Origin of the sequence: Photobacterium sp. DA100, from assembly GCF_029223585.1 — a bacterium.
In the GTDB taxonomy this organism is placed as follows: Bacteria; Pseudomonadota; Gammaproteobacteria; order Enterobacterales; family Vibrionaceae; genus Photobacterium.
Genome location: NZ_CP119423.1, coordinates 3765539 through 3778744, shown reverse-complemented (window position 1 = coordinate 3778744; position 13206 = coordinate 3765539). Strand labels below are relative to the sequence as shown.

Genomic DNA, 13206 nt, shown 5'->3' with positions numbered 1-13206 from the left:
ATTACTTACCCTTGAAGAATTCGAAGGCCTGTGCATTAGCACGGGCCTTTTTGTTATTTTGGCAACCGGGACGGCCGCTAGGGTTTGACGTTGCGGTTGATGGGGTTCTGGAGCGAGATCAGGGTCTCGGTCGATTGGACCTCGTCGATGGCCTGCAGTTTGTCGATCAGTACATACTGCAACTCTTCGATTGATTTGCACATCAGCTTGACGAAGATGTTGTATGCCCCGGTGGTGTAATAGGCCTCGACTACCTCGTCGAGTTCGTTGAGCTTGGTCAGGGCCGAGTGGTAGTCTCGTGCCGCATTGAGGTTAATGCCGATAAAACAGCACACATCGTAGCCGAGCAGCTTGGGGTTAATGATCACTTCGGTACCGGTAATGATTTCGGCGGCACGCATTTTTTCGACCCGGACATGGACCGTGGCCGGGCTGACATTGAACCGCTTGGCCATTTCGGCATAGGGGGTGCGGGCATCATTCATCAGGGTGTTGAGGATTTCCCGGTCGAGATCATCAATTCGAATCTGGCTGGTCATGGTAGAAGCAATCCTTGGTTTATACGTGCTTGCTCATATCTTATACTGTCGCCTCGCTATGTCGCTAAATTATATTCAAAAAATACATGCAGGCTTGCTAACGCCCCGAACCTGACAGACAGGACTCCCGATCTTTATGCGCTTGATTGCTCTTTTGTTTCTTCTCAGCTGGTTACCCCTTAAGGCATCGGCCTATGACACCTTGGTGGTCCACTCCTACCATAAGGGGATGCGTTGGACCGATGGTATCCAGGCTGGCCTGGAGTCGGTGGCCAGTGCGCAGGGGGTGTCATTGCATGTCAATTATATGGACAGCAAACGCTACCAGTCCCCGGCTTACCTCAAAGAGCTGCTGGATATTTACCGTACCAAGCTGCTGCGGGAAGAGTACCGGGCGATTGTGGTGACGGATGATAATGCCTTGTGGCTGATCAACCAGCTGTCAAATGAAGTCGGCGAGACGCCGGTCATTTTGGCTGGGATTAATGACTATCACCCCGATAAGCACAGTCGATTGAAAAATGTCATAGGCATTCTCGACCAGACCGATGCCGCCGCCAACATCAATCTGGCACTGTCGGTTCAGCCGGATCTGCAAACCATGTATGTTTTGGCTGACAAGACCGTTACCGGGCGGGTTCTGTGGAAGGGGATCAGTGACTTTCTTGCGGATAATTTTCTCAACCTTGAAGTGGTTAGGATCCAGGAGGGGAGTTTTGACTCGGTACTGGCCGCCAGTGAGGCGCTGCCTCCTCGCTCGGCTATTTTGTTTCTGAGCTACTTCCAGGACAGCCGCGGCAATTACATGGACAGCGGTGACTTCCTAGAGCAGTTAACGGCCCGTGCTTCGGCGCCGGTGTACGCCTCCTACAAATACATGCTCGAGCACGGTGTCGTCGGCGGTGTGATGCTGGGAGGCCATGAAAAGGGGCGCCAGATCGGAGCCATGCTGGTTAAGCTGCTGGATGGCAAGATCACGCGATACCCGACGTTCATCCGTAGTAACGGCAAAGAGATTTTTGATTATGCCGAGGTGGTCCGCTGGGGACTGGAAATAGATAACAATGAAACGCTCATCATCAACCAGCCCCAGAGCTGGTTCCACCGTTACCAGAATGAAATTCGGGTACTGACCGTCGCCCTGAGCGTAATGGGCGGGGTGATTGCCTTGCTGGTGATGATGATCCGAAGGCTGCGCAAAGGTGAGCGGCGCCTGCAGCAGAGCAGGGCGTTGTTCGAGGGGGTGTTTGATCAGAGCTTCCAGTTTATCGGGATTTTCGACCGGGCTGGCATGCTGGTTTCGGGCAACTTGGCTTTGCATGAGCTGGTCGGTCGTGCGGTGGTGAAATATGACCGGCCACTTTGGCGGTGGTATTGCTGGAGCCCTGAGGCTGCCCTCAAACTGAGCCGGGCGGTCGCGCAAGCCTGCAGCCAGCCGGTGCGGATGGAAATTGATATCCAGAGCCATGAAGATGGCAGCCGGATGTTGGATATTGTGATTAAGCGAATGCCGGCAGATGAAAGTGGCGAGGTGCAGCTGCTGCTCGAGGCTCGCGATGTGACGGCACGTCACCAGATGGAAGAAAAGCTGCGCGAGCGCGAGGCAAGCTACCGCCTGCTCTACGAGCAGCAGCCGGTCATGTTGCTGACCGTCGATCGCCAGTCCCGTATCCAATCGGTCAATCAGTTTGCCGCCGATCTGCTGGGCTACAGCAAGCGTGATTTGCTCGGTCACAAGATTGCCAGCTTCTATGAGGGGGATGAGCCTGTCCCGCAATGCTATATCAGCTCGGCACTGGACAGTGCGGGCCATCGGGTATGGCGGCGCCAGCTGCGCTACTGCTGTGCCGATGGTCGCACGGTATGGATCCGCGAGACGATTCGCCAGGCGCAAAATCGCCAGTTGCTGGTGGTCGGTGAAGACATTTCCTCGACCCGTGAGCTGGAAGAGCAACTCGCCTACCAGGCTTGCCATGATTACTTGACCGATCTGTACAACCGCAACCACTTCGAGCAGTCGCTTGAGAAGGCACTGGCAGAGTCCCGAGAACGCCAGGCCCAGCATGCTATGCTGTATATTGATTTGGACCAGTTCAAGATCATCAATGATACCGCCGGCCATGAAGCGGGTGATGAGGCGCTCAAGCAGGTTGCATTGATGCTCCAGGAGATCACCCCCGCGCGGGCGGTCCTGGCCCGCCTCGGCGGCGATGAATTTGCTGTGATCCTGACCGATTGTCAGTTGGCCGAAGCTGTTGCCTTTGGCCGTGAGATCTTACAGCTGCTCGAAGAGAGTGAGTTTTACTGGCAGACTGCCCGCTTTAGCTTCAGCGCCTCGATTGGCCTGCGGATGATTGATGAGACGGCCGGATCGACCCAGCAGGTCCATGCCCAGGCCGATACCGCGTGCTATGCCGCCAAGGATGAAGGTCGCAACCGGCTGCATGTCTACCATCCGGATGACGAGGAGTTGCGTCGGCGAGAGTTGGAAATGGAGTGTGTCAGCCTGCTCCGGCGGGCGCTGTCCGAGCAGCGGCTGGAGCTCTACGCCCAGCCGATTGCCCCACTGTGTTCGAGCAGCCAGGGCCACCACTATGAAATTTTGGTGCGGATCCGCAACGATGATGGCGAAATGATTTCGCCGGGCTTATTTATGCCAGCGGCCGAGCGCTACAACCTGGCCCACCGCATTGACCGCTATGTGGTCTGCGCGGTGATTGACTGGCTGGAGGCCAACCCGGGGGCGGTGAATGCCTTGGATATGTGCGCCGTCAACTTGTCAGGGCAGTCAATCGGCGATCGCGATTTTGTCCATTTTCTACAGGATAAAATCCGTCACTCCTCCATACCGGCGCACAAGCTGTGTTTGGAAATTACCGAAACGGCGGCGATTGGCAACATGAGCGAAGCGATCCGCTCATTTACCCTGCTCAAGGAGCTGGGGTGCCGGATTTCGCTCGATGACTTTGGCTCTGGGCTGTCATCGTTTGGTTACTTGAAGAGAATGCCGGTCGATATCATCAAGATCGATGGCATGTTCGTCCGTGATATTGCCGACGATGAAGTGGATTTCGCCATGGTAAAAGCGATCAACGAGCTGGCCAAGAAGATGGGTAAACAGACGGTGGCGGAGTTTGTCGAGAACGAGGCCATCCTTGCCAAGCTCGGCGAGCTGGGGGTGGATTACGCCCAGGGCTATTTATTCGGCCGTCCCCTGCCACTTCCCCAGTTGGTGGCTCAATTGAGCCGGCGTGAAGAGGTGGTATAATCCGCCGCTTAATGCCTGTCGTGTTTGGCCGGCAGGCAATGTTTTTTCCGGAGTGTGCGTGTGCAACTAGCTTTAATTTGTGAGTCCCCTGAACGTCAACCTGAACTTGATTTGCTGGCTGAACGCTGGGGGCTATCCCATGATCCAGATAGCCTGTTTGCGTTGGTACTGACGGCTGAGCGGTTGGAGCTGCGCAAGCTTGACGAGCCTAAGCTGGGGGCGGTGTATGTTGACCTGGCTGGTGGCGCGGTGGCGCACCGGCGCAAGTTTGGCGGCGGCCGCGGCCAGGCGATCGCCAAAGCGGTCGGCCTCAAGGGCGGTGTCACGCCAACGGTGGTTGACGGTACCGCAGGCTTGGGGCGTGATGCGTTTGTCTTGGCCTCGCTGGGCTGTAAGGTACAGATGGTTGAGCGCCACCCGGTGGTGGCGGCGTTGCTGGATGATGGTTTATCCCGTGCCAAGGCCGATAGCGAAATTGGCGACTGGATCAGCGAGCGGATGACCTTGCTACATGCCTCGAGCCATAATGCCCTGGAGCAGCTGGCGGCTGATCCTGATTTTGTGGCACCGGACGTGGTCTATCTGGACCCTATGTATCCGCACAAAAAGAAATCGGCTTTGGTCAAAAAGGAAATGCGGGTGTTCCAGACCCTGGTCGGTGCCGACCTCGATGCCGATGATCTGCTTGCGCCGGCATTGGCGCTGGCCACTAAGCGGGTGGTCGTCAAGCGTCCCGATTATGCTGAATTTTTGGCAGGGCAAAAGCCTTCAACGGCGATTGAAACCAAGAAAAACCGCTTCGATGTGTATGTGAAGGCGGCGATGAAGTAGCGATCCTCAGACGACGACGGTATATTGTAAATGAGAATAATTACCCCGGCTGGGTGAGGCCGGACTGCTGGAGGCGAGGGAATGGCAAAGTCGTTATGTAAATACCGCCGGGTTGAGATCGCGGCGCAGTTTTCTACCATCAGCCGGATGGTCAGCACCGCCAACTATATGTGCAGTAGCTGCGCTCGCGTTGCTTCCGAGAAAAGTTACCTCTGTAAGCCTAGTGCCTTGAAGCGGCCGACCGAGATGACCCACGTCGTGAAGCCGAGCCTGACGTCGGTGGAGACGGCCACCGTATCCAAGCTGCCGAAAGCGGGGCCGCTGCCATCAGGAGCGGTACAGGCGGCAGCCTTGGTAACCGAGCTAGATACGCCAGCCCTTGTCGTTGCCGCGCACCCGGCGGTGGCTGCGAGCCGCAAAGAGGCTAGGAAAAAAGCCAAGCAGTTGAAAAAAATTAAGAAACTGGCGAAAAAACAGAAGAAGCAGTTGAACAAGGCGATGAAGACGGCCCGCCGTTACCAAAAAGCACTGGAAAAGGCCCAAGCGTCGAGCTAGCCGGTAAATACACGGGCATAAAAAAACCTCCTGGCGGAGGTTTTTTTGTTCTGGGCAATTATGATTCTTTGATCAGTACCGCTGTCATCAGGCAGGTGATCACAGAAACAATGATGCCAGAAACGATTAACGCAGGAAGCAGTTCCATAGTTAAGTATCCATCTGTTGAGCAACGTGAACCCCTATTGAAACCTGTTTACAAAATGCTAGCAATGGGATGGATATAGGTTGAAACGCCTGTTAACAAATGGAAACAATTATCCGAAATAGGACACATAATCTATTGCTTTTAGGTATAAAAAAGCACCCTTTCGGGTGCTTTTTGATTGCTAAATGTTATGTTGCCTCTGTGTTAACTTTTGGCGGGCAGCGCTAAGGTCAGAGCTTGGCGCGACAACTCGGCGGCGCCTTGCTTGTCATCGAGCTGCTCCATCACTTCCACCAGGTAGCCATAGTCAGCCACATCGCTGCGTAGGGCGATTGCTTTCTCGAAATGCTCCTTGGCCTGTTCTAGCTTGCCTTCACGCATGAACAGCTGGCCCAGTGCACTGTGGGTGCTCGGGTTGCTGCTGTCGTAGCGCAGCAAATCCTGCAGGCGAACGATGGCCGGGTGGTTGTCTGCCAGTTTTAGGGCAGGGACAAGGTTGATCAGCGACTCGTCATTGTTCTTCTTCAGTGCATCACGCAGCACGGTGTACGCTTCGCTGTCGGCGTTGTACTGGCTCATCAGCTTGACGAAACAGGCAATGAGATCCGGGCGAGCCTTGGTTTTGCGGCTCAGGCTGTTCCAGTGGCCCATCAGGCCTTCGCTGCCTTGCTGCTTGGCAATGTGGTGCATGATACCGCACTCTGCCTTGGCTTCGAGTTTGGCGGCTTCCTCGATATCGACGATCCCGGCTTTTTCTAGCTGAGGCAGCAGGGCCAGCAGAGGTTTCCAGTCTTCCAGGCGAATGTAGCAGTCTTTGAGCAGGGTCAGCAGCACTGGGTTGCGGCCGTGGTCGCGCTTGATATCCTGCAGGGTTGCGACGGCCTGCTCGAACTGCTGCTGGCGGAACTGGAGCTTGGCTCGGGTCAGGGCGACAGCCAGGCTCTGGCCGTCGATTTCAGAAGCTAGCTTCAGGTATTCGTCACGCTGGCTGGCATCGCCTTGGCCTTGTGCGGCTTCGGCGGCGGCCAGGTAGTTCAGCAGCGGGGCGTCGCTGTGCTTGGCTGACTTGACCACCAATTTCTCGGCCTGTTTCCAGTCGCCCTCGATGACCTTGGTCAGGCCTTCAGAAGTCTGCAGGCGGGCCTTACGGGTCTTGCGGCCCGAGAACCAGCCGCGGGTCGAGCTACCCAGCGAGAACAGGCGCTTGAGGATGTTCTCCAGCAGGAAAAAAGCCCCGAACAAGACCACCACGAGGATGATAAGGGTCGTCAGGCTCATTTCCACCGTTTGGTTAGCCGCTGAAATCAGCACATAGCCTTGGTTTCCGGCCAGCATCGGGCCGACCACGATACCGGCGATCAGGGCGGCAACCAGCAATAGCAGTTTGATCATGCCGGATTCTCCTCTGTGCTAAGCGGTTTTACCTGCTGGCGTAGGCGTTCACTGATGGTGTCGGTGATCAGTGCCTGTGACTGCAGCTTGCTCGGATAGTCGGCCTCGATGTTTTCCTGGCCGAGGGCCTCTAGCGTGCTGATGAAGCTCTGAACCGCAGGATCTTCCATATCATAGAACTGCTCCGCCCAGTCTTTGGCCATCGCCAGTGACGTGGTGTACAGCTCGCCCTGCTCGCGGTAAACCGATTTGATCGCGGTTTCCAGCTTGGACTTGATGTTTTCCTGTAGGTAGAAATCCTGCTTAGGCGTGAGCAGTGGGATCACGCTGCCATCACGCTTGCGGTAGGTGATGAAGTGGTCACTGAAGTTTTTCAGTGAGGTCATCAGGTTCTGTTTCCAGTCGTCGATAGATGCCGAGACCTCGGTGGTCTCAACCGCCTCGGCCTCAGGTAGGACAGCATTGGCCAGCGGTAGCTTGCCAATTTCTTGCTGGAGGCTGGTCAGGCGCAAGACAAGGCCATCGCGATCAACCCGGGCGACGGCTTTCAGGGCCGTGATATCGGTGTGCATTGCCTGGCGGATCGGGGTTAGGCTTGGGTCGTTGAGTTCAGCGATACGGTGATCGGCGGATTCGAGCAGAATAGTGGCACTGACCGTGTCATGCTCAAGCCACAGCTTGCGGCCTGCCATCTTGACCAGATAATCCGCTTCCGCCAGGAGCCAGTCGTTCGGACGGCGGCCTTTCATTTCAGCCAGTGCCATCTGCAAGCCGGTGATCGACTTTTCCTGCTGATCGAGCGAGGTTTCGGTACGCTGCAGGCTGGAGTTGACCTGGCTCAGGGTTTCTTGCTGGGACGCTTTGAGAGATGACTGAAGCTGTGATTGAAGCTGGGAGATTTCTTGCTGCAGGGCCGCCATTTGGCTGTTCTGGGTCTGGGTCTGTTGGTGGCCGTGGTAGTAAAGGCCGGCACCAAGTGCAATGACCAAGGCGATAGCTACAGCGCCGGTTTTGCTGCCACCCTGTTTTTCGGTTGGCTGATTGGCTGGTGCGGCTGCCGCTGGTTCCGGCTGCTCTGCGTTAGCTTGTTTGGCAGGGGCTGGTTTTGGCGCCTGTGCCTTGGCACTGGCTCGTCCTTGCTTGTTAGTATTGTTTGCTGCGGATTGTTGCTTATCTGCAGGGGTCTCATTATTGGTTTTTTTATCAGTCATCCGATTTTCCCATCGTGCCTATTTTGCTTAGGGTCGTGAATAGTGGACCATTGGCCGCACTTCCCACATTGGAAATTAAACGAAAACCAAGCCCGAGGGCTTGATCGGCGATTCGCTGGCTTGGTACGAATAGCTGGCAGTTAAGAAACCAAGCCTTGGCGTTGTCTGGTATGAGCTTGACTAACTGGTCAAGTTGCTCACCACTGGTCACCACCAGGGTGTCAACATCGGCCTGTTGCCAAGACTGGCTCAGGGCCGGGCCATCAAGCGGCAACCAGCAGCGCTGGTAAGTCTCGCAATAGGAGACCTCGGCCCCGCCGTGGCACAGGCGCTGGTAGATCAACTCGCGCCCGCCATTGCCGCGCAGGATAAGCACTCGCCGCCCTGCCACATCAGATAAGACGGGCAAGGCTAACAGCCCCTCACTGTCGCAGCGCTCGGACGGGGTCAGGACCGCTTGTCCGGTATAGCCTTGCAACGCTGCGGCGGTTTTTTGGCCGACTGCTATATAATGCACGTTTTTTGGCCAGCTGGCACCTACCGACATCATGTAATTGTGCGCTAGGTTGGCTGCGTGAACACTGACGGCAATCAGGAAATCACCATTTTGTAGCTGTGAGAGGGCGTTGGGTAAGGCTTGCAGTTGCTGCCCCGGCTGAATTTCCAGCAGGGGCTGGGCAATGGCGCTGATCCCCGCGGCATTGAGCTGCTGGGTTAATTGATGGCATTCCGGTGCCGGGCGGGTGATCAGTACCGTCATCAGGCGTTGCCGTATAGCTCGTCGAGGATAGCCTTGGCGCCATCAGCCAAGAGCTGATCGGCCAACTGGATACCCAATTGCTCGGCATCTTCGCGGTGGCCGCGGATTTCGCCACGGACAATTTCGCTGCCGTCTGGCTCACCGACCAGGGCGCGAAGCCAGATTTGATCGCCTTCTAGCACGGAGTAGCTGCCGATTGGCACCTGGCAGCCACCCTGCAGGCGGTTGTTCATGGCGCGTTCGCACAACACGCGGGTGGCGGTATCCTGGTGGTTCAATGCATCGAGTAACTGGCGGACTCGTTCGTCATCAAGGCGGCATTCAATGCCGACCGCCCCTTGCCCGACAGCTGGCAGGCTGGTTTCCGGTGCGATGGCATCACGGATACGGTCTTCCATCTCCAGGCGTTTGAGGCCCGCGCAAGCTAGGATAATGGCATCATACTCGCCGTCATCAAGCTTGCGCAGGCGGGTGTTGACGTTGCCGCGCAGATCTTTGACCACCAGATCTGGGCGCTGGGCACGAAGCTGGCACTGGCGGCGCAGGCTCGAGGTACCGACGACTGCGCCTGCTGGCAGCTGCGCGAGGTTGTCATAACGGTTGGACACGAAGGCATCGCGTGGGTCCTCACGTTCACAGATGGTGACAAGCCCCAGCCCCTCAGGGAATTCTACCGGGACATCTTTCATCGAATGCACCGCGATATCGGCACGGCCTTCGAGCATGGCGACTTCCAGCTCTTTGACAAATAGCCCCTTGCCACCCACTTTGGCGAGCGGGGTATCGAGGATCACATCGCCTTTGGTGACCATAGGTACCAGTTCGACTTGCAGGCCCGGGTGGGCTTGCTCCAGGGCAGCTTTGACAAATTCGGCTTGCCACATAGCCAATGGGCTTTTACGCGTGGCAATACGGATTGGGGTATCGGTCATAGGGTCGGATCCACATATTCAGTTGGCACTATCATTATTGCACCTAATCCTACCATTACTCGGCAGGGATGGTAATTGATGTGTCGCGGCGAGTGCGTTGAGGCAGTATTGTCTTGATATAAACTGCAATTAATGTGATATTAGTCACATAACCCCTCGGCGAAATGCAGATGCTTGCCAGTAAATTGGCGGATCGGTGAACTTGTACTAGTTTGAGGGAAGGTGACTACGGAAAGGTCAGCTGGCAACATTTCAGTCCATTCATAACTTGTCATAAAACGGCATTATCTTTACGGTTAATACAAAAACTGTTAGATTGATCACGTTTTTACTCCTAGGTCGAGCCATCTCAACCGCTTTAATGACAAGATTTGGGCCGCTCTCAAGCTGGTAGCTCTTGGAAGAGTAATTTGCAAAATTATATCGAAACGCTTAAAGGTAGATTGGATCAGCTCAACGAGCTAAGACTCGAGCGTGCGCGTGCCGCCATGACTCCGCAGTCAGTGCAGGTTTTTAACCTGCTGCCGGTTCTACTTCACTATAATCACCCTGCGGTACCTGGTTATCTCGATCAGGACGTGCCGGTGGGGATTGCGTCCTTCACTGCCACCGAGCAGCAGCAACAGTTGATCGATGACTGTGGCTTGGCTTGTGCTACCCCAATTTCTCCTCCTGCTGTTGATATTTTCCCTATCCAAGGGCTCTATGCGATGGGCAGTACCGCCTCACTGGGCCAGAGCCTGACCAGCGATCTTGATATCTGGGTCTGTATCCGGACTGATCTGCCGGCTGAAAGCCGCCAGCCTCTGGAAGCCAAGTGTGCGGTGATCTCCGAGTGGGCGCTGTCCCAGGGGGTCGAGGCAAACTTCTTCCTGATCGACGAAAACCGATTCCGTGACAATTTCTCCGAGCAGATGACCGGTGAAAACTGTGGCTCGAGCCAGCATTTGTTGCTGCTTGACGAGTTCTACCGCTCGGCGGTCAACTTGGCTGGCCAGCGCCTGCTGTGGTTTATGGTGCCGCCGGAAATGGAGGAGTGTTACGATGACTACATCTGCTATCTCGAAAATGGCGGGTATATCCATCGTGATGAGTGGATTGATTTCGGCGGTCTGTCGCGCATTCCTGCCGAGGAGTACTTTGGCTCTAGTTTGTGGCAGCTCTACAAAAGTATCGATTCGCCTTACAAGTCGGTATTGAAAGCGATTCTGCTTGAAGCCTATTCCTGGGAATACCCGCATACCCAGCTGCTCAGCGTAGACGGTAAACGGCGCTTTTTTGCCATAGACCGCACCGAGTTCTGCATGGATGCCTATTACCTGATGCTGGAGAAGGTGACCCGTTACCTTGAGCGTATCGACGATCACCGCCGCCTGGATTTGGTCCGCCGCTGCTTCTACCTCAAGACCCATGAAAAGCTGACCCGCGAGCCGGCTTCGGGCTCGGTGCCGTGGCGACGCAAGGTGTTGCAGGAATTGACCAGCGAATGGCAGTGGCCGCAAGAAGTGCTGCTTGAGCTCGATCGCCGCCGCGACTGGAAGGTCGAGCAGGTCAAGAGCGCGCACAACGAGCTGCTCGATGCGTTGATGCTGAGTTACCGTAACCTGATCCGTTTTGCCCGCCGCAATAACATTACTTCGGCGATCAGCCCGGAAGACATCAGTATTCTGGCTCGCAAGCTGTATGCGGCTTTCGAGGTGCTGCCGGGTAAGGTGACCCTGCTCAACCCGCAGTTGTCTCCGGACTTGCACGAGCAGGATTTGAGCCTGATCCAGGTGCCTGCCGGCCGGACCAATACCGCGGGCTGGTACCTCTACAAGCAGTCACTGGATCCGTTCGCCATTATGGGCCGCCCGGCATTGGAGCATAACCGCTATCTCAGCAAGCTAGTGGCCTGGGCCTACTTCAACGGCCTGCTGACCGAATCGACCTGTTTGCACAGTGTGGTGCGCAATTCGGCGGTGGACATCGACAAGCTCTACCAACTGGTCAGTGACATCCGTAACACGTTCCCGATCCGCCGCCCGCAACCAAGCTTGCAGGCGCTGTCGAGCCCGTGTGAAATTCGCCAGCTGGGGTTGTTCATCAACCTGGAAAACGATCCGACTACCCGGCTCCGCAACCGCTCGGTGAAATTCGATTTCAAGAACACCGACATTTTCAGCTATGGCCCGGACCAGATGTGTCTGGTCGGCAGTGTCGATCTGGTATACCGCAACTCGTGGAACGAAGTTCGTACCCTTAACTTCACCGGTGACAGCGCCATGCTCGACGCGTTGAAGACGGTATTGGGTAAGATGCACCAGGATGCGCTGCCGCCGGAGTCGGTGGACGTATTTTGTTACAGCAAGCATATGCGTGGCTTGATCCGTAACTTGGTATACCAGCTGGTGGCCGAATGTATCGAGATGCGCCTCAAGCCGGTTGAGCAGGAGAAGCGCCGCCGCTTCAAGGCGATCCGGATTGCCCGCCAGACCCACGGTCTGTTCTTCGAGCGCCGCGGCGTATCGGTGCAGAAGCTGGAAAACTCGGTTGATTTCTACAGCTGTATCTCGACCAACAAGCTGCTCGGCTCGGCCAACCTGGTGATGGGCAAGACCGATGAGCCGCATCCGCCGGAAATTGTTGATGCCTACGCCAGCGAAGGCCTGATCCAGTTCTTCTTCGAGGACTGCGATTCGGGTTTCAATATCTATATCCTGGATGAGTCGAACCGGATTGAGGTATACCGCCAGTGCAGCGGCGACAAGGACGAAATGGTCCATGGGGTGAACCGCTTTTATACCTCGGCCCACGATCGTTTCAGCTATAGTGCTAACTTTATCAACTTTAACCTGCCGCAGTTCTACGACATTGTTCACAGTGAGAAAGGCGAGCCGCAGGTGCTGCCGTACAAGAGCGGCCAGCAGCCGTCGCGCCGTCCGGTGGTGACACCGCAGCCGCTGATGAACGCCAATATGACGCGCTAAGACATCGGCAATAAAACACAGAAAAACAAAGCGGAAGCCTAGGCTTCCGCTTTTTGTTGGGGCTATCTGCTGGTCTCGATTACCAGTCGACAGCTTCGCCGGCGTGCAGTGAGCATTCTTGCTTGACCAGGGCGATCAGCTCGTTACCGCTGCGGGTGCAGCGCCACTCGCCATCTTGGTATTTGAAGTGGTAGCCACCAGATTTCGACGCCAGCCAGATCTCGTGCAGTGGCTCTTGGCGGTTGATAACGATTTGGCTGCGGTTTTCAAACTCCAGCGTCAGTACGTTGCCAGTGGTCTCGTATTCGATATCGGCACCGGATTCGTCGATGCCTTCTTCGATGCTCATCAGCACTTCATCTGCTAACTTATGAAATTCTGTATCATTCATCCCCGATCGTCCTATTGCTTTTCCTAGTGTGGGTGCGATTATAGAGGGCAATGAAATGATAATCACTGGCTTTCAAAAATGCGTAAAGGTTTATTAGCAATTTTGGTGTTGGGCGTACTGGCCCTCACCGGCTGTGGTCAGAGTGGGCCACTGTACATGCCTGATGGTAGCGAGCAGCGACAGCAAAACGATCAATAAACGGTTCAGACA

Annotated in this window: 11 protein-coding genes; 5 read left to right on the top strand and 6 right to left on the bottom strand. The window is 55.7% G+C overall.

Features of this window, described 5'->3' with window-relative positions:
- Positions 1–77 precede the first annotated feature (77 nt).
- A complete protein-coding gene (gene asnC, locus PTW35_RS17240) occupies positions 78–539 on the bottom strand; it encodes a transcriptional regulator AsnC (RefSeq protein WP_039467038.1) in 462 nt (153 codons plus the stop codon).
- 136 nt (positions 540–675) lie between these two features.
- On the opposite strand from asnC, the gene PTW35_RS17235 reads away from it, so the two are divergent.
- The 3 genes from PTW35_RS17235 to PTW35_RS17225 all read left to right on the top strand — a co-directional run bounded on the left by PTW35_RS17235 (position 676) and on the right by PTW35_RS17225 (position 5193).
- A complete protein-coding gene (locus PTW35_RS17235) occupies positions 676–3807 on the top strand; it encodes an EAL domain-containing protein (protein WP_281025974.1) in 3132 nt (1043 codons plus the stop codon).
- 60 nt (positions 3808–3867) lie between these two features.
- Positions 3868–4638, top strand: a complete 771-nt coding sequence (locus tag PTW35_RS17230; RefSeq protein ID WP_281025973.1) for a class I SAM-dependent methyltransferase — start codon at positions 3868–3870, stop codon at positions 4636–4638.
- An 81-nt stretch (positions 4639–4719) separates the two neighbouring features.
- A complete protein-coding gene (locus PTW35_RS17225) occupies positions 4720–5193 on the top strand; it encodes a hypothetical protein (RefSeq protein WP_281025972.1) in 474 nt (157 codons plus the stop codon).
- Positions 5194–5545: 352 nt separating this feature from the next.
- On the opposite strand, the gene PTW35_RS17220 is transcribed toward PTW35_RS17225, so the two are convergent.
- From PTW35_RS17220 to hemC, 4 genes are read right to left on the bottom strand one after another with little or no spacing between them, the layout of a single operon-like run.
- Positions 5546–6733: a heme biosynthesis HemY N-terminal domain-containing protein gene (locus PTW35_RS17220; protein ID WP_281025971.1), complete on the bottom strand. Its 1188-nt coding sequence runs from the start codon at positions 6731–6733 to the stop codon at positions 5546–5548.
- Positions 6730–7944 (bottom strand): uroporphyrinogen-III C-methyltransferase, encoded by a 1215-nt coding sequence (gene hemX, locus PTW35_RS17215; RefSeq protein ID WP_281025970.1) that lies wholly within the window; start codon positions 7942–7944, stop codon positions 6730–6732. The genes PTW35_RS17220 and hemX overlap by 4 nt, the downstream gene beginning before the upstream one ends.
- Positions 7937–8704, bottom strand: a complete 768-nt coding sequence (locus PTW35_RS17210; RefSeq protein WP_281025969.1) for a uroporphyrinogen-III synthase — start codon at positions 8702–8704, stop codon at positions 7937–7939. Before PTW35_RS17210 ends, hemX begins: the two co-directional genes overlap by 8 nt.
- Positions 8704–9636: a hydroxymethylbilane synthase gene (gene hemC, locus PTW35_RS17205; RefSeq protein ID WP_281025968.1), complete on the bottom strand. Its 933-nt coding sequence runs from the start codon at positions 9634–9636 to the stop codon at positions 8704–8706. Before hemC ends, PTW35_RS17210 begins: the two co-directional genes overlap by 1 nt.
- Positions 9637–10046: 410 nt before the next feature.
- On the opposite strand from hemC, the gene PTW35_RS17200 reads away from it, so the two are divergent.
- Positions 10047–12605, top strand: coding sequence for a class I adenylate cyclase (locus PTW35_RS17200; protein ID WP_281025967.1), 2559 nt, complete (start codon positions 10047–10049; stop codon positions 12603–12605).
- Between the two features lie 79 nt (positions 12606–12684).
- Here the strand turns inward: PTW35_RS17200 and cyaY are convergent, their stop codons facing one another.
- Positions 12685–12996 carry an iron donor protein CyaY gene (cyaY, locus tag PTW35_RS17195; RefSeq protein WP_281025966.1) on the bottom strand — a complete coding sequence of 104 codons (312 nt, stop codon included), beginning with the start codon at positions 12994–12996 and terminating at the stop codon, positions 12685–12687.
- A 78-nt stretch (positions 12997–13074) separates the two neighbouring features.
- Between cyaY and PTW35_RS17190 the strand changes: the two genes are divergently transcribed.
- On the top strand, positions 13075–13194 hold the full coding sequence (locus PTW35_RS17190; protein ID WP_281025965.1) for a lipoprotein: 120 nt from the start codon (positions 13075–13077) through the stop codon (positions 13192–13194).
- Positions 13195–13206: the final 12 nt, after the last annotated feature.